Annotated in this window: 19 protein-coding genes; 6 read left to right on the top strand and 13 right to left on the bottom strand. The window is 70.8% G+C overall.

What is annotated here, in order from left to right; translation table 11 throughout:
* Nucleotides 1-111: 111 nt before the first annotated feature.
* Entirely contained in the window at nucleotides 112-1,191 is a 1,080-nt protein-coding gene (locus ACFHPP_RS23500) for a ring-opening amidohydrolase (protein ID WP_437165673.1), read from the top strand.
* A 59-nt stretch (nucleotides 1,192-1,250) separates the two neighbouring features.
* Here the strand turns inward: ACFHPP_RS23500 and ACFHPP_RS23495 are convergent, their stop codons facing one another.
* Together ACFHPP_RS23495 and ACFHPP_RS23490 are read right to left on the bottom strand one after the other, a co-directional pair.
* Entirely contained in the window at nucleotides 1,251-2,585 is a 1,335-nt protein-coding gene (locus ACFHPP_RS23495) for a dihydroorotase (protein ID WP_437165672.1), read from the bottom strand.
* On the bottom strand, nucleotides 2,570-3,235 hold the full coding sequence (locus ACFHPP_RS23490; protein ID WP_437165671.1) for a GntR family transcriptional regulator: 666 nt from the start codon (nucleotides 3,233-3,235) through the stop codon (nucleotides 2,570-2,572). Before ACFHPP_RS23490 ends, ACFHPP_RS23495 begins: the two co-directional genes overlap by 16 nt.
* A gap of 112 nt (nucleotides 3,236-3,347) precedes the next feature.
* On the opposite strand from ACFHPP_RS23490, the gene ACFHPP_RS23485 reads away from it, so the two are divergent.
* The 4 genes from ACFHPP_RS23485 to ACFHPP_RS23470 are packed head-to-tail and all read left to right on the top strand — an operon-like array spanning nucleotide 3,348 to nucleotide 6,156.
* A complete protein-coding gene (locus ACFHPP_RS23485; protein ID WP_437165670.1) occupies nucleotides 3,348-4,097 on the top strand; it encodes a maleate cis-trans isomerase family protein in 750 nt (249 codons plus the stop codon).
* Entirely contained in the window at nucleotides 4,097-5,059 is a 963-nt protein-coding gene (locus tag ACFHPP_RS23480; RefSeq protein WP_437165669.1) for an ornithine cyclodeaminase family protein, read from the top strand. The genes ACFHPP_RS23485 and ACFHPP_RS23480 overlap by 1 nt, the downstream gene beginning before the upstream one ends.
* On the top strand, nucleotides 5,049-5,564 hold the full coding sequence (locus ACFHPP_RS23475; protein WP_437165668.1) for a hypothetical protein: 516 nt from the start codon (nucleotides 5,049-5,051) through the stop codon (nucleotides 5,562-5,564). Before ACFHPP_RS23480 ends, ACFHPP_RS23475 begins: the two co-directional genes overlap by 11 nt.
* 7 nt (nucleotides 5,565-5,571) lie before the next feature.
* Entirely contained in the window at nucleotides 5,572-6,156 is a 585-nt protein-coding gene (locus ACFHPP_RS23470; RefSeq protein WP_437165667.1) for a thiamine pyrophosphate-dependent enzyme, read from the top strand.
* Here the strand turns inward: ACFHPP_RS23470 and ACFHPP_RS23465 are convergent.
* From ACFHPP_RS23465 to ACFHPP_RS23440, 6 genes are all read right to left on the bottom strand, one after another.
* Nucleotides 6,140-8,389 (bottom strand): xanthine dehydrogenase family protein molybdopterin-binding subunit, encoded by a 2,250-nt coding sequence (locus ACFHPP_RS23465; protein ID WP_437165666.1) that lies wholly within the window; start codon nucleotides 8,387-8,389, stop codon nucleotides 6,140-6,142. The two genes, ACFHPP_RS23470 and ACFHPP_RS23465, sit on opposite strands and share 17 nt — an antisense overlap.
* Nucleotides 8,390-8,409: 20 nt before the next feature.
* Entirely contained in the window at nucleotides 8,410-9,960 is a 1,551-nt protein-coding gene (locus ACFHPP_RS23460; protein ID WP_437165665.1) for an amidohydrolase family protein, read from the bottom strand.
* Nucleotides 9,960-11,438 (bottom strand): tripartite tricarboxylate transporter permease, encoded by a 1,479-nt coding sequence (locus ACFHPP_RS23455; RefSeq protein WP_437165664.1) that lies wholly within the window; start codon nucleotides 11,436-11,438, stop codon nucleotides 9,960-9,962. The genes ACFHPP_RS23460 and ACFHPP_RS23455 overlap by 1 nt, the downstream gene beginning before the upstream one ends.
* Before the next feature lie 7 nt (nucleotides 11,439-11,445).
* Entirely contained in the window at nucleotides 11,446-11,925 is a 480-nt protein-coding gene (locus ACFHPP_RS23450; RefSeq protein ID WP_437165663.1) for a tripartite tricarboxylate transporter TctB family protein, read from the bottom strand.
* A gap of 4 nt (nucleotides 11,926-11,929) precedes the next feature.
* Nucleotides 11,930-12,877, bottom strand: coding sequence for a tripartite tricarboxylate transporter substrate-binding protein (locus ACFHPP_RS23445; RefSeq protein ID WP_437165662.1), 948 nt, complete (start codon nucleotides 12,875-12,877; stop codon nucleotides 11,930-11,932).
* A 98-nt stretch (nucleotides 12,878-12,975) separates the two neighbouring features.
* Nucleotides 12,976-13,968: an ABC transporter substrate-binding protein gene (locus tag ACFHPP_RS23440; protein WP_437165661.1), complete on the bottom strand. Its 993-nt coding sequence runs from the start codon at nucleotides 13,966-13,968 to the stop codon at nucleotides 12,976-12,978.
* Nucleotides 13,969-14,079: 111 nt separating this feature from the next.
* On the opposite strand from ACFHPP_RS23440, the gene ACFHPP_RS23435 reads away from it, so the two are divergent.
* Nucleotides 14,080-15,675, top strand: coding sequence for an amidohydrolase family protein (locus ACFHPP_RS23435; protein WP_437165660.1), 1,596 nt, complete (start codon nucleotides 14,080-14,082; stop codon nucleotides 15,673-15,675).
* A 461-nt stretch (nucleotides 15,676-16,136) separates the two neighbouring features.
* Here the strand turns inward: ACFHPP_RS23435 and ACFHPP_RS23430 are convergent, their stop codons facing one another.
* From ACFHPP_RS23430 to ACFHPP_RS23410, 5 genes are all read right to left on the bottom strand, one after another.
* A complete protein-coding gene (locus tag ACFHPP_RS23430; protein WP_437165659.1) occupies nucleotides 16,137-17,099 on the bottom strand; it encodes a DNA-primase RepB domain-containing protein in 963 nt (320 codons plus the stop codon).
* Nucleotides 17,096-17,686 carry a hypothetical protein gene (locus tag ACFHPP_RS23425; protein ID WP_437165658.1) on the bottom strand — a complete coding sequence of 197 codons (591 nt, stop codon included), beginning with the start codon at nucleotides 17,684-17,686 and terminating at the stop codon, nucleotides 17,096-17,098. Before ACFHPP_RS23425 ends, ACFHPP_RS23430 begins: the two co-directional genes overlap by 4 nt.
* A 73-nt stretch (nucleotides 17,687-17,759) precedes the next feature.
* Nucleotides 17,760-19,508, bottom strand: a complete 1,749-nt coding sequence (locus ACFHPP_RS23420) for an AAA family ATPase (protein ID WP_437165657.1) — start codon at nucleotides 19,506-19,508, stop codon at nucleotides 17,760-17,762.
* A gap of 109 nt (nucleotides 19,509-19,617) precedes the next feature.
* Nucleotides 19,618-19,875, bottom strand: coding sequence for a hypothetical protein (locus tag ACFHPP_RS23415; protein WP_437165656.1), 258 nt, complete (start codon nucleotides 19,873-19,875; stop codon nucleotides 19,618-19,620).
* A gap of 560 nt (nucleotides 19,876-20,435) precedes the next feature.
* On the bottom strand, nucleotides 20,436-20,855 hold the full coding sequence (locus ACFHPP_RS23410; RefSeq protein WP_437165655.1) for a hypothetical protein: 420 nt from the start codon (nucleotides 20,853-20,855) through the stop codon (nucleotides 20,436-20,438).
* Nucleotides 20,856-21,044 lie beyond the last annotated feature (189 nt).

Genomic DNA, 21,044 nt, shown 5'->3' with positions numbered 1-21,044 from the left:
CGCGGCGATGGTGCGGTGCGTGACGGCAGGCCGCAAGCCTGCAAGCCGCGTGCCTTGCCCACCTGGCGTCCAGGAGCGAAGCTGGCCGCCTGCTGGAACGGACCGCCCGCGATGACGCTGATGCTCACGGCCTATGATTGCGAGGGTCCGGGCGATGCGCGCGACCTGGCGCGCCTGCTGGCGGCGCTGCCGCGCGACCGCCTGCGCCGCCTTGCCGTGCTGGGCAAGACCGAGGGCACCGCGACGCTGAATGATTTTTCCCGCGAGGTCGCGATCGGCGCGGCACGCGCGGCCATCACGGAGCAGCTCGGTGCAGCAGCGATGGAACGTGCGACGCTGGTGTTCTCGACCGGCTGCGAGGGCGTCATCACCCCCTTCGGCTACCTGCTGGCGGAGCTTTCGGGGGACGCGCCGCGCGACCCCGCGGGGCCGCCACGCCTGGCGCTGGGGGCCGCGTCCAGCCCGCCGGTGCCGCTGGCGGACCGGGGGGGGCGCGCCCACGCCCTGGCGGTGGCCACCGCGGTCCGCGCGGCGATGGCGGATGCCGGGGCGACGGCGGACCAGGTCGCCCTGGTCTTCGTGAAAAGCCCCGTGCTGCCGCGCCGGCACCTGGCGGACCTGCCGCCCGAGATCGGCGCCCGCGCCGGTTCCACCGCCATCGCGCGCGCGGTTGCGGCACTCGGGGCCGGGATTGCGCTGGGGGAGGTCGCGGAAGATCGTGTGGTGGATTCCGCGATCGGCCGCGACGTCGCGCTGCACAGCCGGCGGGTCATGGCGGTCTCGGGCACGGAGCTTGCGAACAACGAGGTCATTCTGCTGGCCAATGTCCCGGGCGCTGGCGGCGATCTGCGGCTGGAGAGCGCGCCGATGGCCGATATCCTGGACGCCGCGGCGCTGCTGCAGCTGGCGCGGCGCGCCGGGCTGGTGCCGGATGCGGACGGCCTGTTCACCGGCAGCACGCCGGAGGCGCTGTTCGTGAAGGTGGGGGTGCGGCCGGGCGGCATGGTGCGCGGCCGGCGCACCACGGTGTTCGAAAGCGAGTTCGACGCCGACAAACATCTGCGACCCGCGGCCTCCGGCGTGGTGGGCGCGCTGTTCGGCACCACGCGCAGCTTCATCACCGGCGGCGCGGAACAGCAGGCCCCGGCCGGGGGCGGGCTGGCGGCGATGGTGGTGCGGGTGCCTAGCTAGCCGTTGATTTGGCGCATTTTCCAAGCCGTCAGGCGTATCCGCCTGACTTGAAAATGCTCTTAAAGCACGGCGCCGCGGCGGGCCTCCGCCAGGGCACCCTCGCGCAGGATGCAGACGCCGCCGAGCCAGGTGGCGACCGGCCAGCCGGTGGTCTCCCAGCCATTGAAGGGCGTCCGGCCGGCGCGGCTGCGTTGGTCCGCGTTGCGGATCACCGCGCTGCGGCCTGGGTCCACCAGGACGAGATCGGCATCGGCGCCGGGCGCCAGGTGCCCCTTGCGCGGGAACAGCCCGAAGCGCCGGGCCGGCGCCTCGCAGCACAGCCGCACCAGGTCGCCCCAGCCGATGCGGCCTTCGGCGACGGCGCCCAGCATCAGCGGCAGCAGTGTCTGCACGCCGGGGAAGCCGCCGGGCGCGGCCCAGATATCCTCCAGGCCCGGCAGTTTCTCGGCCAGGGCATGCGGCGCGTGGTCGGTAGCCACCATGTCCAGCGTGCCGTCGCGCAACGCCTCCCACAGCGCGGCCCGGTCCGCCGCCTGGCGCAAGGGCGGCAGGATCTTGGCGAAGGGTCCCTGGCGGCTGATCTCGGCCTCATCCAGCAGCAGGTAGTGCGGCATGGTCTCGGCGGTGATGTCCTGGCCGCGCTCGCGAGCCTGGCGCAGCAGCGCCAGGCTGTCCCGGCAACTGATCTGGCGGAGATGCAGCGCCGCGCCGGCGGCCACCGCCAGGGCGCGGGCGATGCCACGGGCCTCGCTCTCCGGCGGGCGGGAGTGGAAGAAATCGAGCGGGTCGCTGCCCGGACGCGGCCGCAGCGCCAGCAGCCGCGCCTCCGCCGCCGCGATCACCGCGTCATCGGCCGGGTTGATGCCGAGCACGATGCCGGCGGCGCGGGCCGCCTGCGCGATGGCGGCCAGTGCCGCATCGTCGCGCGGCATCAGTGCCGCCGGCATGTCGCCCAGGAACACCTCGATGGACACGGCGCCGGCAACGGCCAGCGCCGCGACCGGCCCGGCTTCCACCGCCAGCGCCTGCAGGCCGACATCGACATGCAGCCGGCCGGAGGCGAGCGCGCGCTTGGCCGCGACATCCTCGGCGCTGCGCGTCGGCGGCAGGTCCGTCGGCATCACCAGCGCCGTGGTCACGCCGCCGGCGGCCGCCGCCGCGGTGCCGCTGGTGAAATCCTCCTTGTGGGTCAGGCCGGGGTCGCGGAAATGGACATGCGCGTCGACCAGCCCCGGCAGCACCACCAGCCCATCGGCGGCAACGACCTGGCGTGCCGACGAGGCCTCCCCGGGTCGCAGCAGGGCGGCAACCCGGCCGTCGCGCAGTCCCAGATCGGCCTCGACCAGCCCTGTGGCGGTCGCGATCCGGCCGCCCGAGATCAGCGTGTCAAGCATCGGCCGCGCAGCCGGGGCGAGGTGGCGACGCCGAGCAGCGAGGCCGCATTGGCGTTGACATGGGCGACCACCAGGCGTTCCGCGCGCCGCCCGTCGCGGTCGCGCAGCGCGTCCACGATCACCTCATGCTCATGCCCAAGCGCTTCCGGATCACGCTCCGCCGCCACGAAGCCATGCAGCAGCGGGCGCACCAGCAGGCGCAGCCGGCGTGCTTCCGCCGCCGCGCGGGGGCGGCCGGCCAGGGCGCAGAGCCGGTCGTGGAAATCCTCGTGCCGGTCCACCCAGCGGGTCGGATCGGCGATGGCGCGGCGCATCGCCTGGCAATCCGCATCCAGGTCCTCGATATCGGCCGCCGTTGCGCCGCGCGCCGCGTGGCGGGCGCAAAGGCCTTCGAGCAGCGCGCGCATTTCGAAGATCTCGGCCAGGGCGGCCGGGTCGTGCCGGGTGACGATGGCCCCCCGGTTTGCGCGCAGCGTGACCAGTCCCTCCGCGTCGAGTTGATGCAGGGCCTCCCGCACCGGCATGCGGCTGAGACCGAGCCGTGCCGCCACCGCCTCCGGCCGGATGCGCTCACCGGGTGCGAGGCGGCCGGACAGGATCTCGTCCCGCAGATGGGCGAGGCAGAGCGTCTGCGCGGATTCGATCGGCATGTCTCGGCAAGGATCCTGAATGAATGCGGGGCGGCGGCGGGCCCGCTTGACGCAACCGGCCTGGACGCTTGTAGTGGATTCCTGGATCCAGATAGCGAGGCCGGCCACCCCGATGCAAGACCATCGACGATCCGGGTCGCAGGCTGCACCGCAATTCGGGCCGGCGGGACGCATCGGCCTGGTCGTGCCGGCGAACAACTCGGTCATCGAGCCGGAATTCTGGTCCGTCCTGCCGCCTGGCGTGGCCCTGTTCGCCACCCGCATCCTGGCGCGCGGCGACCTGACCCCCGATGCGGTGCGGCGGATGGAGGCGGAGATGGACCGGGCGGTGGCGGAATTGGCCGCGACCGGCACCGACGTCATCCTGCTGGCCGACATGGTCACCAGCTTCATCATGGAGCCCGGCTGGAACCGGCACCGCACCGCGGCGGTCACGGCAGCCACCGGCACGCCCTGCGCCTCCGCCTGGAGCGCGATGGCCGATGCGCTGGCGGCGCTCGGCGTGCGCCGGATTGCACTCGGCACGCCCTATCCGGCGGCGATCCATGCGCTGGCGCCGGCTTTCTTCGCGGCCGAGGGCCTGGAGCTGGCGGGCCATGCCACGCTGGACATCCTGGCAATGCGCGACGTGCCGGAAGTGCGGCCGGACCGCCTGGCCAGCTTCGTCCACGGCCTGCCGCGGGCGGATGCGGTGGTGCTGCTGGCCACGGACCTGCCGAGCTTCGCCAGCATCGCAACGCTGGAGTCCACGCTGGGCGTGCCCGTCGTCACCTCCAACACCGCGCTCCTGTGGCGCGCCTTGCGGCTGGCGGGCAACGCGGCGCCCATTGCTGGCCTCGGCCGCCTGCTGGACGCGCATTGATGCGGCTGCTGTCGGAGGCGGCGCTGCGAACAGTGCTGACGCCGGCGCTGGCGGTGGAAAGCAGCGCGCGCGCCTTCATCGCCTTGTCCTCCGGCACGATGGTGGTGCCGGTGCGGTCCGAGATCCAGCGGCCGGACGGGGAGGGCATCGTCTTCGCCATGCCGGGCTTCCTGTCGGGCGAGGTCTTCGGCCTGAAGCTGATCGCGACCCGCGGCGCTGACAGCACGGCGATGGTGATGTTGTTCGACGCGAACAGCCTGGCGCCGCTCGGCCTGCTTTCGGCCGATGCGCTGACCGATTGGCGGACCGGCGGCGGCATCGCCGCGGCGACGCGGCTGCTGGCGCGGCCCGAGGCCACGACGCATGTGGTGATCGGCGCCGGCCGGCTGGCCGGGCCCTGCGCGCATGCGGTGGCCGCGGTGCGGCGCATCGGCCGCACCGTGATCCTGGGGCGCGACGCGCGGCGCGCCGAGGCGCTGGTCGCCCGCCTGCGGGCGGAGGGCCTGCCCGCCGAAGTCACGACGGACCGCGCCGTGGTGGCGGAAGCCGACATCGTCACCACCGTCACCAATGCCGAAGCCCCGGTATTTCCCGGCGCGGCGCTGCGGCCAGGCACGCATGTGAATCTCGGCGGCGCCTTCCGGCCCGACACGCGGGAGGCCGATGATGTGCTGGCCGCGCGCGGCCTGTTCTGGTGCGACAGCGAATCCGCCTGCCTCGCGCGCGCCGGGGACCTGGTGCTGCCGCTGGCCTCCGGGGCGCTGGATCGCGCGCGTGTCGTGGGCGAGATCGGCGCGGCGCTGGCCGGCACCCTGCGCGGGCGGCACGACGCGGAGGAGATCACCGTCTTCAAGTCGCTCGGCAATGCCGCGCAGGACATCTGCCTGGCGTCGGATGCGCTGGCGGTGCCGGGGCTTGCCGCGCCGTATTTCGATCCGAAGGGAAATGCCAGTGTCGAGTGACAGCGCGGATCTGTCCGCCGAGATCGTGGAGCAGGTGGCTGCCGCGGGCGTCAAGCTGGTGGCCAGCCTGCCGGATGGCTGGATCGCCGACATGATCGGGCGCTTCGACGGCGATGCGCGCTTCCGCCATGTGCCGGTGAACCGCGAGGAAAGCGCCATCGGACTGTGTTCTGGGGCCTTCTTCTCCGGCACCTCGGCGCTGGCGGTGATGGGGGCGAGCGGCTTCCTCACCTGCATCTACGCCATCACCAAGATCAACTACACCTACCAGATCCCGCTGCCGATCCTGATCACCCTGCGCGGCGATATCGGCGACAAGGCGAAGTACCATGTCTCCAACGGGCTCTATCTGCGGCCGATCCTGGCGGCGATGGCGATGCCCTTCGTGGAAGTCCATGGCCGTGCCGACCTGCCGGAGATCGGCCGCGCCATCCGGCATTCGCGCACCATCGCGCGGCCGGTCGTGATCGGACTGCCGCGCAGCGTGTTGAAGGGGGCCGATTGAGATGACCATGAGCATGGAAGCGGCCTTCCAGGCGCTGATCGCGGCGCGGCGTGATGAGATCGTGGTGCTGTCAGCGGGCAATGCGAGTGAGATGTGGTGGGGGCTGACGCAGGACCGCGACAGCGTGTTCTACCTGGAGGCCAGCATGTCCCTGGCGCCGATGTTCGGTGCCGGCATCGCGCTGGGCGTTCCGCAACGCGATGTCTGGGTGCTGAACGGCGACGGCGCGCTGGTGATGAACCCGGGCACGCTGATGGTGGAGCGGCAGATGGACCTGCCCAACCTCAAGCATTTCGTCGTCTCCAACCGCGCCTATGGCTCCACCTTCGATGCCGCCCTGCCGAATGCGGCGCGCAACGACTACCCGGCCATGGCCCGCGCGCTCGGCGTGGCGCGCGCGGCGCAGTTCGAGACGGTGCAGGACCTGGTGGCCGGAATGGAGCAGGTGCGGGCGCTCGGCCACGGGCTGTTCGTGCTCGAGGTCGAGGCGCTGGGCCGCAAGATTCCGGCGCCGCCGATCGACGGGCCGGAGATGAAGTTCCGCTTCGGCCGCTGGCTGGAAGCCGAGACCGGCGTCACGATCTTCGGCTGATCGCGCGCCAGACGCTTTCCTGCGTCAGCGGCATGTCGAGGTGGTTCACACCCAGTGGCCGCAGCGCATCCAGCGCGGCGGCCATCACGGCGGGCGGCGCGGCGACCGGGCCGGCCTCGCCCACGCTTTTTGTGCCGATCGGGTTCAGCCCGGTCGGCGCACCTACCAGGCCGATGGCCAAATCCGGCAGGTCGTCCGCGCGCAGCACGCGGTAGTCCATCAGCGAGGCCGTCAGAAGCTGGCCTTCGGTGTCGTGATGCGTCGCCTCCCCCAGGGCCTGGCCAATGCCGAGCGCCACGCCACCCTGCAGCTGCCCGCGCACGATGCCAGGGCTGACGGCGCGGCCGACATCGTGCAGGGCCTCGTAGCGCGTCAAGGCCAGCACGCCGGTTTCCGCATCCACCTCCACCTCCGCCACATGCATCCCGGCGGGATAGGTGTAGTCGCGCGGCGCGAAGCGCGCGGCGGCGTCCAGCGCGCCCTCGGCGGTCGCGGCAAGCTGCAGGAAGCTGATGCGGCGGTCGGTGCCGGCGACAACGAAATCGGCGCCGTCGCGCTGGATATCGGCCGGCGCGGCTTCCAGGCGCTCGGCCGCCATCACCTCGGCCCGCCGCGCCACCTCCACCGCCGCCAGGTGCAGCGCCGCACCGCCGACGGTCAGCGACCGGCAGGCCCCGGTGCCGTTGCCGCTGGCGATGGCATCGGTATCGCCCTGCACCACATCGACCATGCCGGGCGGCACATGCAGCACCTCAGCCACCAGCCGCGCATAGGTGGTGGCGTGGCCCTGGCCGGAGGATTGCGTGCCGATCAGCACGCGTGGCCGGCCATCGGGCGGCACCTCCAGCCGGGCTTCCTCCGCGAAGCCGAAGCCGCAGGCCTCGATGCAGGCGGCCAGCCCCCGGCCGAGCAGGCGGCCGCGCGTGGCGGCTTCGGCGCGGCGTGCGGCGAAGCCCGCATCCTCCTCCATCGCCTGGTGCATCGCCGGCAGGTCCAGGCCTTCATAGGTGGCGTGGGCCACGGTGCGCGCCGGCATCTCCGCAGCATGCAGCAGGTTGCGGCGGCGAAGCTCCGCGGGCGCGATGCTGAGCTGCGCTGCGGCGGCATCCATCAGGCGCTCCACCACATACAGCACCTCCGGCTGGCCGGCGCCCCGGTAGCTGCAGGTGGGCACGGCATGGCTGTGGATGCCCTGCACCACCGCATGCGCCGCCGGCACGCGGTAGCAGCCGGCCAGGATCTTCAGCCCATGCAGCGGCGGCACCACGCCTCGGGGCGCGAGATAGGCGCCGAGCCCGGCCAGCGTGTGCAGCCGCAGCGCCAGGATCGCGCCCGCCGCATCCAGCGCCAGCGCGGCCCGGTTCACCTGGTCGCGGCCCTGGATGTCGGCCAGGAAGGCCTCGCCCCGATCCGCAACCCAACGCACCGGCCGGCCGAGCCGGGACGCGGCCCACAGCGTGACGACCTGTTCGGGGTAGAGCACGTTCTTCACGCCGAAGCCGCCGCCGATCTGCCCGACCTGCACGCGCAGCCTGGAGCGCGGCCAGCCCAGCACGGCATCGCACAGCGTATCGCGCAGCGGATGCGGCTTGCCGGCCGGCGTCCACAGCGTGAAGCGGCCCTCCGGCATCGGCAGGGCGAGCGCGCCGCGCGGTTCCAGCGGCACGCCGGCCATGCGCGGGTTGTGCAGGTCCAGCTCCACGACATGGGCCGCGGCGGCGAACCCGGATGCGGTGGCGTCGACGTCGCCGAGTTCGATGGTGAAGGCGCGATTGCCGGGGCGGTCGGGCCAGACCAGCGGGGCATCCGGGGCGGCAGCTGCGGCGGTGGTGGCGGCCGCCGGCAGATCCGCCCAGGCCACCTCTACCGCCTCCGCACCATCGCGGGCTGCCTGCCGGGTGTCGGCAAGCACGGCGGCCACGGCCTCGCCCACGAAGCGCACCACATCCGCCGGCATGGCGGGCTGCGGCATGGCGGCGCGGGGGTCGCCGAGGGGCCAGTCCGTGGGGCTGCCCGGCGGGCGCACCTCCCACGGGATGCCCTTGACGCCATCGGCCAGCAGATCGGCGCCGGTCAGCACCGCGATGACGCCCGGGACGGCCAGCGCCGCCGCCGTGTCGATGCCAAGGATTCGGGCATGGGCGTGCGGCGAGCGGTGGAAGACCAGGTGCAGCGTTCCGGCCGGCACCGCCGCATCGGCGAAGAAGCGGCCGGCGCCGGTCAGCAGAGGCAAGTCTTCAAGCCGTGCGCCGCTCATGCCGGGTCCGCGCGCAGCTGCGTGGGGGCGCAGGTCGGGCAGCGCCCGGCGTAGCGCCACAGCGGCACGGGTTCCGCCCAGGCGCGACGATTGGCCTCCTGCACCAGGGGGAAGATCGGCGCCAGGCGTTCGCGCACCGCCCTGGCATCGGCGTGCAGGGCCGGCAGCAGCGCCGCCGCCTCATCGGCCAGCGCCGTCATGTCGAAGGCGGTCAGGCGGCCCTCATCGACCACGATGCGGCCATCCACCAGCACGGTTCGCACGGCCCGCCCGGATTCGGCGAACACCAGTTGCCGCAACGGGTTGTTCATCGGCACGAAGCATGGGTCGGTGAGGTCCAGCAGCACGATATCCGCCTTCATCCCCGGCCGCAGCGCGCCCACCTTGCCGCCCAGGCCGAGCGCCGCGGCGCCGCCCTCCGTCGCGGCGGCCAGCGCATCGGCGGCCTCGGGCGGGTCCTCATCCGGATCGTCGGAGACCGCCGGCAGGGCGCAGAACGCCTTCATCACCTGGAACAGGTTCTGGGAGTCGGAGCAGGAGCAATTGTCGGCGCCGAGCGCCAGCCTCGCCCCGGCGCGGCGCAGCGCCTTGATCGGCGCGATGCCGCTGCGGGTCTTCAGATTGCCAACCGGGTTCAGCACGATATGCGTACCGGCCTCCGCGATGCGCGCGATTTCCTCCGCATCCAGCCAGACGCAATGCGCCAGCCCGAGGCTTGGTCCGAGCAGCCCGGCCTCCGCCAGTTGCGTGACCAGCGACCCGCCGGGCGCGGCATGGCGCGCGCCGACCACGGTGGCGCGGCTTTCGTACAGATGCGTGAAGACCGGGATGTCGAGCCGCGCCGAAACCTCCGCGAGGCGCGCCAGGGTCGCAGGCCGCACCCGCTCCGGCGCGGAGGGCCCGAGCGCGAAGGTGACAAGGCCCGCATCGTCACGCCGCGCCACGATGGCCGCCTCGATGCGCCCCAGCGGGTCGGCGCCGCGCGGGAACAGGGACACGCCCCCGGACAGCCGCCAGCGCTCCGCCTCCGGCACGCAATCCGCCAAATGCGGGATGCTCTCGGTCGGCGGGACTTCCGAGAAATGCGGCGCATAGACCACGCGCAGCCCGACCTGGCGGTAGCAATCCAGCACCAGGTCGAGGTCGTCCTCGTCGAAGGGATGCAGGCGGTTCATGTCCTGCACGGTGGTGATGCCGCCCAGCAGGCACTCGGCGGCCCCCAGCAGCGTGCGCAGCCGCAGTTCCGCACGCGGCCGGCGCGGGTAGCTGGGTGGCAGCGCCAGCAGGTTCCACTGCTCCAGCGGCAGCGGCTCGAACATGCCTTTCAGCAGCACGTCATGCGAATGGTAGTGCGCGTTGACCAGGCCGGGGATCGCCAGGCGGCGGCGGCCATCGATGATGCGGTCGGGCGGCGGCCATCCCGCGCGCGCCGGATGCCCAGGGTCGTCCAGGCCCGGGCCGATCGCCAGGATCAGATCGTCCTGCACCAGGATGTCGGCACGCGTGGCATCCGCCAGCAAGGCGCCCTGGATCAGCAGCATCGGCATCAGGCCTTCTTCCGCAACAGGTCGCCCAGCAGCGTCCAGCCCAGCAGCAGCACCGCAGCCCCCAGCAGCAGCGCGGTGACCGGGCGCGTCAGCATGGCGAACAGGTCGCCACCGGCAATCGTCAGCCCCTGGTGGAAGGAGGTTTCCGCCAGCGTGCCCAGCACCAGCCCGATGACCAGCGGCACCACCGGGTAGCCGTGGCGCCGCGCGAAATAGCCGAAGATGCCGAAGGCCACGGCGAGATAGACATCGAACAGCCGCTGGTCCTGGGCATAGACGCCGGCGAAGCTGATCACCAGGAAGACCGGCGCCAGGATCTCCGCCCGGACCAGCGTGACCTTGGCGAACAGGTTGGTCATCAGCAGGCCCATCGCGGCGAACATCAGCGCGCCGATCATCAGCCCGACGAAGAAACCCCAGATCAGGTCCGGCTGGCTGGTGAACAGCATGGTGCCGGGCCGCAGCCCGTGGATGGTCAGCGCCACCAGCAGCAGGGCGGAGGTCGCACCACCCGGGATGCCGAGGGTCAGCGCCGGCACCAGGCTGGCGCAGACCGCGCTATTGTTGGCGGCCTCCGGCGCGATGACGCCTTCCGGCGCGCCCTGACCGAAGCGTTCCGGAGTACGGGAGGATCGCTTCTCCACCGCGTAGGCAAGGAAGCTGGCCGCCACCGCGCCGACGCCGGGCGTGATGCCGATGACGATGCCGAGCCCGGTGGACCGCAGCAGCGCCACCGGGTAGCGGAAGGTATCGACCACGCCGGCCAGCACGCTGCCGGTCAGCGCGCCGATCTGGGAAACCCGTTCCCGCGTCACGATCCAGCCGATGATCTCGGACACGGCGAACAGCCCGACGGTGACCGGCACCAGGCCGATGCCGGATTGCAGTTCGAGCACGCCGAAGCTGAAGCGCGCTTCACCCATCACGCTGTCGACGCCGATGAAGGACACGCACAGTCCGAGGGCCGCCATGATGATGCCCTTCAACGGCGCGTCGCGGCTCAGCACCGCGACCACGGCGAGGCCGAGCATGGCGAGGGCGAAGAACTCCGCCGGGCTGAACGCCTTGGCGACTTCCAGCAGGGGTTGCGTCAGCGCCATCACCACCAGCATTCCGGCGATGGCGCCGAACAGGCTGGCGCCGATCGACAGGCCGATGGCGACGCGGGCACGACCCTGGCGCGACATCGGGTAGCCATCGAAGCAGGTGGCGGCGGAGGTGCTTTCCCCCGGCACGTTCAGCAGGATGGAGGTGAAGGACCCGCTGCAATTCGCCGCCGCCGAGATCGAGGCCAGCATCAGCAGGGCCGAAAGCGGATCCATGTTGAAGGTGAAGGGGATCAGCAGCGCCATGGCCGTGATCGGGCCGAGGCCCGGAATAACGCCGACCCACATGCCGCCGGCGGTGCCGATCAGCATGAACAGCAACTGTTCCCATTGCAGCGCGACCGACAGGCCGAGGAGAAGGTTGTCGATCATTGATCCATCATTCCGCCAGCAGTGCGTCGCCGATGCGTTCCATCACCAGGCCCTGGGGCAGTCGCATGTCGAAGATCTCGACGAAGACGAGATCGGCCGCCAGCAATGTCAGCACGACCATGCCGAGGATCACCACCTTGCGGCGGTAGCCCAGCAGCCAGGGCAGCCCGGCCAACACGACGCCCGAGGCGACGAAGAAGCCAAGCAGCCACAGCAGCAGCGCGTAGATCGTCGGCACGCCGAGCGACAGCCCGGCGGCCCAGCGCGCATCGATCCCCGTGGCCTCCAGCGGATCCTCCCCCGCACGGCTGCCGCGCAGCACCTGCACCAGGTTCACCAGCGCGACCAGGGCGCCGACGCTGCCGACCACGGCCGGGAACAGGCCGGACAGGCCGCGCGCGCCGAGGCCGGTGGCGGCGACATAGGCCATGACCAGCAGCAGCGTGGTCGCGAAGCCGATCGCTGGCCAGCGCGCGCGGTCCATCATCGGTTCAGACCCGCAACTCGTCCTTGAAGGCCTGCACCAGCGCGGACTCGGCAGCCAGGATCTCGGTGATCCGCCCCGGCTCCAGCAGCACCGGGAACTCGCCCTGCCGGTTCATGCGCTCCACCAGTTGCGGGTCGCTGAACGCCTCCCTGAAGGCGGTGGTCAGCGCCGCGCGGCGGTCCGCCGGCACCGCCGCGCGAGCCGAGCAGAAGAACAGCTGCGCGACGAGCTGCACCTTCAGGTTCTGCTCCGCCACCGTCGGGTGATCCGGCAGGGCGCGGGCGCGCTCCGGCTCGAACACGCCGATGATGTGCAGGTTGTCGAGCGCGCGCGACCCGGAGGCTGGTCCACCGATGGAGGCATCGACATGGCCGCCGATCACCTGCGCATAGGCCGCGGAACTGCCGTTGAAATGCGCGATGTCGAAGGGCACGCCGAGGTCCCGCCGCATGGCCAGCAACTGCAGGTGATGCGCGCCGCCGCGCCCAATGGAGGCGACGACGACGCGGCGCTTGCGGCATTCCGCCACGAAATCCGCCATGTTGCGGATCGGGCTGTCCTTCTTGACGTTGAGCTGGCCACCGCTTGACTGCCAGCCATAGATCGGCGCGAAAGTCTCCGAGGTATAGGGCACCTCGAACAGCGCGGTATCGACCGAAACGGCGGGCGCAACCTCCGTCATGATGGTGTGACCGTCGGCGCGGTTGGAGGCAAGCTTGGCCCGCGCGACGCGGCCTCCGGCGCCGGTCGCGTATTCGAGCTGCGACTTGAAGCCACGGGCTTCCAGGAAGGGCTGGATGGTGCGCGTGGTGACGTCGATCGAGCCGCCGGGCGACTGGTAGACGATCCAGGTCAGGTCACGCTGCGGAAAGCGCCCCTGCCCTAGGGCCGGGGTCGCAAGGGCGGCGGCGGCGAGGCCGGTGAGGCTGCGGCGGGTGATGGCGTGGGTCATACCGGTATCGTCCTCGGTTGTTGGAAAGGCGTCGGGACCGTGCGGGCAAGCCGGGCACGGGCATCATGTTGGCAGATCGGCGCTTCGTCCACCGTTGGTCAGATCCGCGAAGGATCGAGCGTCGCCGCGGCGAACATCTCGGCCGGGTCCATGTCCCGCGCGACCAAGCCCTGCTCGCGCGCCCAGCGCACCATGGCCTGCAACTCCGGCAGGTTGGGGGCGAAGCCGTAGCGCCAGTAGTCGGTCCCCATCACCGCCTCGGCCCGCGCCAGGTCGTCCGGCTGCCAGGGCAGGCTGGTGAACAGCGTGCCGACCTGCCGCAACTCATGCATCGCGATGGCGCGCGATTGCTCGAAGGCCTTGAGCACGCTGGCGGCGAGCCAGGGATGCCGCTCGACCAGGGAGCGGCGGATCCCGATCAGGTGCATGATCGGGAACAGTCTGGTCTTGCGATACCAGGCTTCCTCCGCGGCGCGGAAATCCGGGAACAGGCGCGCGATGTGGGGCGTGCCGTCCAGGAAGCAGTTTGGCGCGCGAGCCGTGACCAGCGCGTCCAGGTCGCCCGCCGCCAGCATGCTGGACAGCGTCCTGTCCGGCGGGATGGGCTGCAGATCGATGCCGGGCGGCAGTGAGATGGGGGTGCGTTCGGTGCGGCCGGGCTGTTCCTGCCCGCCATTGCGCCACTGCACATCCTCCGCCCGCACACCGTATTCGTCGGACAGGATGCCGCGCGCCCAGAGGCAGACGGTCATCTGGTATTCCGGCAGGCCGATGCGGCGGCCGCGCAGGTCGGCGGGTGAGGCAATGCCACGATCGGTTCGGATATAGATGGAGGAATGGCGGAAAACGCGTGAGACGAAGGCAGGGATGCCGACGTAATGGGCATCGCCGCGGGCCGTGGTCAGCAGGTGGCTGCTGCCGGACCGTTCCGTGATGTCGAAATCCTGGCTGCGAAAGGCGCGCGCGAAGCATTCCTCCGGCTCCAGCGGGAAGACCTGCAGGTCGACTCCCTCGATCGCCACGCGGCCGTCCATCAGGGCGCGGGTCCTGTCATAGCCGCCACAGGAAAGGGTGAGGCTGAGCCTGGCCATGGTCGGCGGAACTCCCTGGTGCCCCTGGACCGGGACGGTAGGCTATTTCAAACTGGATCCAGTGATCCCGCAACCGGCTTTGCAAGCCCCGTGCCGAGGAGCCTTCGCCTAGTGCCCGAGACCCGCCATGGCCTGCTGATCGAGGATGTCGCGGCCTATGACCACGACGGCGACACCGACCGGCCCGCCACCGCCGATATCCTCATTCTCGGCAACCGGATCGCCGCCGTCGAACCGGGCCTGGCGCGGCAGGCGCGGGCGGATGAGACGCATCCGTGGCGGGCGGCGGTGCTGGCGGCGGAACGGATCGACGGCTCGCGGCGGCTGGCGCTGCCGGGATTCCTCAACGCGCACTACCATTCGCACGACACGCTGCTGAAGGGCGCCTTCGAGGCGCTGCCGCTGGAGCTGTGGGGGCTGTATGCGCTGCCGCCCTCCTACCCCCGTCGCTCGCGGGCGGAGCTGGTGGCGCGCACGCTGATCGGCGCGGTGGAATGCCTGCTGTCCGGCATCACCACGGTGCAGGACATGGACCGCATCCATCCCTATGACGAGGGCGACATGGCCGCGGTGCTGGAGGCCTACGACCAGGTCGGCATCCGCTGCATCTTCGCGCCCCACTTCACCGAGCGCAGCCTGCTGGACGCGACGCCGTTCTGGCAGGAGGTCATTCCCCCCGACCAGCAGTGGCGGATCACGGGCCCGGCCGGCCCGCTGTTTCCGCCGGGGGAGGATATCGTCGCGCGCCTGGTCGCCGCCATCGCGCCGCATCGCGGCCGCCATCCGCGCATCACCTTCGGCCTCGGCCCCTCCGCGCCCGAACGGCTTGAGCGTGGGACGCTGGAGCGCCTCGGCCAAGCCAGCCGAGACCACGCGCTGCCGGTGTACATCCATGTCAATGAAAGCCGCGCCATGGCGGTGCACGGCCTGCAGCATCTGGCGGCGCACGGCGGGTCGCAGGTGCGCTACCTCGAGGCCTGCGGCCTGCTCGGCCCGCGCACCAGCCTGGCGCATTCGGTGTGGCTGACCGATGCGGAAATCGCGCTGATCGCGGAGACCGGCACCAGCGTGGCGCTGAACCCGGTCGGCAACCTGAAGACCCGCAGCGGCATTGCGCGGTTCCGCGCCTTGCTGGAATCGGGCGTGAATATCGGGCTGGGCTGCGACAACTGCTCCTGCTCCGACGCGCAGAACATGTTCCAGGCGATGAAGATGTTCTGCAGCCTGTCAGGCATCGAGGACCCGATGCCGGGCCGGCCATTGGCTGTCGATGCGCTGCGGGCGGCCTGCACCGGCGCGGCACGGCCGGCGGGGCTGGAAGCGGAGCTTGGCCATCTGCGGCCGGGGATGCTGGCGGATTTGCTGCTGATCGACCTCGACGACCCGTCCTTCCTGCCGCTGAACAGCGCCGCCCGGCAGGTGGTGTTCACGGAATCCGGGCGCGGCGTCCGGGATGTGATCGTCGATGGGCGCGTCGTCGTGCGGCACGGCCTGCCCACGACGCTCGACATGGCGGCACTGGCGCGCAACGTGCACGAACTGGCCAAGGACCTGCGACGCGACGCGGCCGTAGTGGCGGCACGGTTGGACCCGATCCGCGACAACCTGCTGGAAGCGGTGCGGCGGTCCTGGGCCGTGCCGATGCCGATCGACCGCTTCCTCGGCCACCCTGCTACCCAGTTGCGAAGCCGGCTGCCGGACGCCTGACGGGGGTCACGGCAGGCCTGAGCAAACGGGCGTCGCCCAATGGGAGGCGGGGACAACACTGACATCATCGGCGCGATCTTCGGCGGGTAGTGGATCCCATCCAACTCCAAGGACACCTCTATCTTACTGCTTCACTTGCCAGACCGCAGCTCCTCATCTTCAAACCGGCAGCTTCACAGTCATCGCCTGCCAAGGGCCGTTTTCAGTCGTCGGGTCATGCACTGCAGCCGGTATGCGGCCGCAGAACTTCGCCCAATCGTTCATGAGTGTGCGACGTCTCGTAAACAGGTCGCCGCGGGCGTAGGCAGGTATACCTTGTCACCGTTCGCAGGGGACGAAGGGATTCGAACCCTCGACCCCAACCTTGGCAGGTGCGGACCAGGCCTTTTGAGCCTGGTCGCCCAAACTCCGCCCACTTTCCTTCTCCCCGGTCGATGTTTTCAGGTCGGCGCTCCGCACTCCTAAAGTTCTTCTCCCTTTCTCTCCCCAGGTCCTCCCCCGCCGTGATCAGCCTCTTGCGCAGCATGCGCATCCTTGGCTGCTGCGACCGTTCGTTCGATGTAGTGAAGCCCATCGGGCCAGCCGAGTTCGCCCGCTTTGTCACATTGCAGCAGCACCGAATGCACGTAGGTGGACGAGGCACCACGCGCGAAGAGGCGACGGGCGATGGCGAAGTCGGCGCGCGACCGGTCCAGCTTCATGCCGACCGGCAGATGCGCCACAATGCGTGCGATGCCCTCGCGGTACTCCTCGGCAGGATCCCGCGCCTCCAGCGCAGACACGATGCGGGCAGGGCCCCGCGGGCTCGGCGGCCGGTAGCGACGGCGGAGCGCCATGACGCCGACCGCCGTCTCCAGCAGGCGCTCGGCGCGGGGATCAACCTGCGAGCATGCGGAGCGGAGCGTGACGATCGGGTAGGAACCATCGCCGCGCTGGTGCAGAGGCTTGCGATTCCGAAAGCCGGGCAACCTTCCAAGCTGGCGGGAGTTCGCCGCGCCTCGATCACCACCGAACATCGACGCGAGCTGCGACGCCACCTCGGCGGCGACCTCGTGCGATGGGCCGGCTCCGGCAGGTGCGATCCGGATCCAGGCCTGATAGTTCCACGGGCTCGTCACGACCACCGCTGCGGGACAATGCCCGTCGAGATCCAGGTTGTGCAGCCCGTCCTCGTCCAGATCATCCACAAGGACATAGGAGCTGTCGGCAGGACGGGCATAGACGTGCCACCCCTCGGCATTCCGGGCGCGGAGCAGCGGCAGCAGGCGGAGCAGGCCTTCAAGCCCCGGCCGGCGGGTTTCGACCCGGGTCTTGTCGTCGGCGTGAACGAGCCGGACGTCGTACCTTTCGGCTTCGACGGCCGACGCCCAGCCTTCCACGGCGCGACGGGTCAGTTCGGCGGCGGGGCGCAGCGGGGTGATCATCGGCCGACCTCCGCCCCGAGGCGCGCACTACGGAGCGCCGCGAGCCAGCCTTCGTTCGGGGCAGGGAGGTTGACAACCTCCACGGCGAGCGCCGCGAGCTCCTTGAGCGCAGCGGCGCGCATCTGCTGACCGGCGGGGTGGTGCGTGGCGTTGGCCGTCTCGATGATGGTGATGTTCTTCCGCTCGACGAGCGTCGCAATGTGGCGCGCCGCATCCGCCGTCCAGACACCACCCAGGCCGACAATCCAGGTGATGGGTTCGCCAGGATGGAGCAAGGCCCGTGCGGCGATGGCCGCCACGGCCCCCTCGGTCAGCCGAAGGCGCCGGCTCCCGAGGGCGGCCGAAACCACCAGGCCCTTTTGGTGGCCGCCAGCGTAGTTGACATCGAACCGCCCGTCCGGCCTGACCTGGTGGCATTCCCATCCGAGCTCATGGCCCTCGCCGGAGCGATGGCGCGAGAAGATCCGCCCGCGGTGGTGGTCGATCCGGACGTCGCCTTCGAACGGTGCGGCATCGGCAGGGGTCAGGCCGAAAATCCGGGCAAGTGGATGCAGCGCCGCCCTGGGGGGCGGGGTGATGATGTTCATGATTGTTCCTGTTGTGCTGGTTGTGACGGGTGCACGAGCGGGTCGTGCGGGGTCGCGGGCGCCGTGCGCCCGGTCAGCGCGGCTCGTGGGTGCGGCGCGGGAAGCCGACCTCGATCGCCGCGCAAGATGGTTCGAGGACGAGACGCATGGCAGGCAGTGGGTCCTCGCCGAGCGCCAGCGCGCCGAGGGCGGCACGAAGCGCAAGGCGGAGATTTCGAGGCGTGGCGCCGCGGTCGCTGAAGGCCTTCCGCAGCAACGTCCGGGCCTGGTCGGGCAGGGCGGGCAGGGTCTCCGGCGTGGCGTCAATTTCTGCCGCAATGTCGTCGCGCATCGCGTCGAGCAAGGCGGCAAGGGCCTCGGCGGGTGGTGGCGCAACTTGCACAATGAGAAGCCGGCTCAGCAGCGCGTCCGGTATGCCGGCCAGGCTGTTGGCTGTGGCGATCCAATTGACGGCTGAGATATCGACGGGCACCGACAGGCACGGGTCGAGGTAGGAACGCGCCGTCTCGGGTTCTAGCATGGCGAGCAGCACCCCGGCGGCGGTGCCATACCGATCGTCAGTTGGCGCGCGGTCGAGATCGTCCAGCATCAGGACCGGATTCCGCACGCCGGTGGTGGCAATGGCACGCATCGGCGCGCAGGGTCGGACACTGCGCCAGCCCCGTCCGTTGCCAGCCAATTCGGTGACGAAGGAGGGTTCGGGCGCGGAAAGGCGCAGCAGCGGCAGGCCGCATCCTTCAGCAACGGCCCGGCAGAACCGGGATTTCCCGACGCCAGGCGGCCCTAGCAGCAGGAGGGCCGGCAGGCGGCAAACAGCGGCCCCGCCGAGGCGTGCGAGGGCGACCTCACGCATCAGCGGTTGGATGGCTTGGTCCATCCAGGGGAAGGCGCGGCCAACCGCCGCCGCGACCTGGGCAGATTCGGGTGGTGGTAGGGCTACGACCGGCGAGAGGAGAACACGATACTGGTCGACCGCGGCACGCTCGACGTCTTCCGCGGCGAAAGGAGGCTCCGCCAGGAGCACCGGCCGCGCGGGCCCCGGCGCGACCAGCCCCGGCGGACGAGAGTCGGCAAGGGCAATGGCCGCAGCTTCGAAGAGCGGCCTGAAGACGGCACCAGCACCCCGCAGCGCGGCCTGTCCCTCCAGGGAGAGGCCGAGCGGGGTTCCATCGGGCCGGAGCGCTGGGACCGGCCATAGGCCGATCATCTCGGCCAGGCCGCGCAATTCGCCGTCGCCTGGAAGCTCATTCCCGGTCCCCCCGCGGGCCAGCGCGAGACTGGCAGCAGCGCGGGTAAAGGGCGCGGCGGCGCTGGAGGCGGGCAGCCCGGCGATGAAGGCAGCGGCAGCGGCGGCAATGGCGGCGCGGACAGCAAGCTCGCCTTCGTCGTCGCCCTCCCCAGCGACACTGAGCGCCAAGGCGAGGCGCCAGACCGCGCTGGAACCGCCACCATCGGGCAGCGTCTCCGCGCGCCGATGGGCCGCCGCCAGGATGTCCAGGCAGAGGCGATCCGAGGCGAAGACGACGAGCGGCAAGCGCGGCAATGTGGTGGTGTCGATGCCGATAGCGGCTGCGCGAGGCTCGCGAGCCTGCGCGAATTCGTCACCGGGCTGGAGACGTCGTGCAAACAACCCCGGAGAGACGGCTTGCAGTGGAGGCTTTGGCCCGAAGCCGGCAAGCCAGCTGCTGCTGGCGAGGAAAACAACCGCCCGGCGGAGGGCGGTGACCGGGGCGGCATGGTCATCCTGGTCGTCCTGCTCGGCGGTGTCGGATACGGCAGAAAGTCGAAGCCTGAAGATGTCGTTGTCGGAATTTTGGTGCATGTCTTTCCAAGAGAACTGAGGAATGGTCGTGCCGCCAGCGGCGGCGAAGCCGCCGGATCGGATCCGGCAGCCATGATCGGCTGGTTTCAGGCAGCGGCCTGCGCCACCGTCAGCGCTGCTTTGGCAGAACAATGCTGAGCAGCGCTGCGACGACCAGTTCGCGGACGGTGCGCGCACCGGTGAACCACATCGCGGGTTTGATGCTGACGGGATCACCCGTGAGTCGGACCGCCACCTTGCGCCGCCGGTCCAGCAGGCCGGCGGCCCGGCCGCGGCGAAGCAGATCCTCGAGGTGATCCCGCCCCGGAACAGCCACGCCGACCTCCGACGCGACGGCACGCAGCAGCGCGACCCGCCGGACCGCCATCCCGAGCACGTGCGGGGTATAAGTGCACCTCAGGGAGGGGATCAGACGCTCCCGCCGCGTCCATTGGCGGCGCCTCAACCAAACACGTCGATGCGGCCGGCGCCTCACCGTCGACCCCACCGCGTCTGGGTGCGTAGGGGACGGATAGGAGAGAGCGGCAACTGCGGGTCATGGCGCCGATACCGAAGGTGACTTGACGATTCTGGCGGGGACCACATCCGCGCGCCGTCGAGCGCCGCGGCTGCCTCGGCCGCGACTATAGAGCGGGAGATGTCAGCGGTCGTGTTGTTGGAAGCTGAAGATAGGAGCGTTGAGCGCATGCATGGGATCCTGAACAGGGGTGGTGACCAACTCCCCTTGCTGCAGCGCATCGGGCGCGGCGGGGCGGCGGTCACCCTGGGACCGCCACCCGCCGCGCCGATGCGTGGCAGCCTACTTTTTTTCTTTGGATGTTCCGCGACTTGGTCGGGATCGAGGAATGTCGCAGGGGCGCGCGCCTGGGGGAGACAGCGTCGCCCCGACGGCAGCGAGTCCACAGCTGCAGCGAGTGGGCGAGACGCTTAGTCCACCTCTATAGCGGCGACGGCGGCACGCAGGCGTCGAGTAGCCCGATGCCGCGCTTGGCGCTCGGCGGCAGGCGTGGGCCGACTGCTGCCAGCAACATATCGCGAAACCGCTCGCCTCTCCGCCGGGGAGAGAGTCGGAAGCAGCGACACGACAAGTTTCCAGCGGTCGCGACCTTCATCCTCGAGGGAGACCGGCGAGATTTCGATCGCGTCGAATGGGAGCGCGGTCCGGCGCAGCGGATCGACACGACGATCCGCCTGCACGCATGACCGCCCAGAGCGAACGCGACGCAGGTCGATCGCGCGGCGACGCCCGAGACGCTGCACGAACCGAAGGAACTGGCTGTGGTGCATGACGTGATCGCGCCTCAGCAGTTCGAGCAAAGCGGACACAGCGACATCGTCGACGTCCATGTCGGTGGTGCCAAGCACGGACGCCGCACCACGTCTCGCAGCTATGATTGCGGCGGCGAGTACAGCGGGCGTGTAGAGGTGCGGCGTGGCGGATAACGGCTGAATCAATTCGGGTGGTCCTCCTGGAACACCCACTCCTCGCCTGGTGGCGGGACGGGGGGGGGGGGGGGGGGGGGGGGGGGACCCCCC

This window comes from Falsiroseomonas sp. E2-1-a20 (genome assembly GCF_051433195.1).
Lineage (GTDB): Bacteria > Pseudomonadota > Alphaproteobacteria > Acetobacterales > Acetobacteraceae > Falsiroseomonas.
Note: the sequence above shows the minus strand (reverse complement) of the source record. Positions and strands in the feature narration are given on the sequence as shown.

Bases quoted from the DNA above. Each gene is read 5' to 3' on its own strand.
- ACFHPP_RS23500 (WP_437165673.1), top strand. From the start codon at position 112: ATGACGCTGATGCTCACGGCCTATGATTGCGAGGGTCCGGGCGATGCG.
- ACFHPP_RS23495 (WP_437165672.1), bottom strand. From the start codon at position 2,585: ATGCTTGACACGCTGATCTCGGGCGGCCGGATCGCGACCGCCACAGGG.
- ACFHPP_RS23490 (WP_437165671.1), bottom strand. From the start codon at position 3,235: ATGCCGATCGAATCCGCGCAGACGCTCTGCCTCGCCCATCTGCGGGAC.
- ACFHPP_RS23485 (WP_437165670.1), top strand. From the start codon at position 3,348: ATGCAAGACCATCGACGATCCGGGTCGCAGGCTGCACCGCAATTCGGG.
- ACFHPP_RS23480 (WP_437165669.1), top strand. From the start codon at position 4,097: ATGCGGCTGCTGTCGGAGGCGGCGCTGCGAACAGTGCTGACGCCGGCG.
- ACFHPP_RS23470 (WP_437165667.1), top strand. From the start codon at position 5,572: ATGAGCATGGAAGCGGCCTTCCAGGCGCTGATCGCGGCGCGGCGTGAT.
- ACFHPP_RS23460 (WP_437165665.1), bottom strand. From the start codon at position 9,960: ATGCCGATGCTGCTGATCCAGGGCGCCTTGCTGGCGGATGCCACGCGT.
- ACFHPP_RS23455 (WP_437165664.1), bottom strand. From the start codon at position 11,438: ATGATCGACAACCTTCTCCTCGGCCTGTCGGTCGCGCTGCAATGGGAA.
- ACFHPP_RS23450 (WP_437165663.1), bottom strand. From the start codon at position 11,925: ATGATGGACCGCGCGCGCTGGCCAGCGATCGGCTTCGCGACCACGCTG.
- ACFHPP_RS23445 (WP_437165662.1), bottom strand. From the start codon at position 12,877: ATGACCCACGCCATCACCCGCCGCAGCCTCACCGGCCTCGCCGCCGCC.
- ACFHPP_RS23440 (WP_437165661.1), bottom strand. From the start codon at position 13,968: ATGGCCAGGCTCAGCCTCACCCTTTCCTGTGGCGGCTATGACAGGACC.
- ACFHPP_RS23430 (WP_437165659.1), bottom strand. From the start codon at position 17,099: ATGATCACCCCGCTGCGCCCCGCCGCCGAACTGACCCGTCGCGCCGTG.
- ACFHPP_RS23425 (WP_437165658.1), bottom strand. From the start codon at position 17,686: ATGAACATCATCACCCCGCCCCCCAGGGCGGCGCTGCATCCACTTGCC.
- ACFHPP_RS23420 (WP_437165657.1), bottom strand. From the start codon at position 19,508: ATGCACCAAAATTCCGACAACGACATCTTCAGGCTTCGACTTTCTGCC.
- ACFHPP_RS23415 (WP_437165656.1), bottom strand. From the start codon at position 19,875: ATGGCGGTCCGGCGGGTCGCGCTGCTGCGTGCCGTCGCGTCGGAGGTC.
- ACFHPP_RS23410 (WP_437165655.1), bottom strand. From the start codon at position 20,855: ATGGACGTCGACGATGTCGCTGTGTCCGCTTTGCTCGAACTGCTGAGG.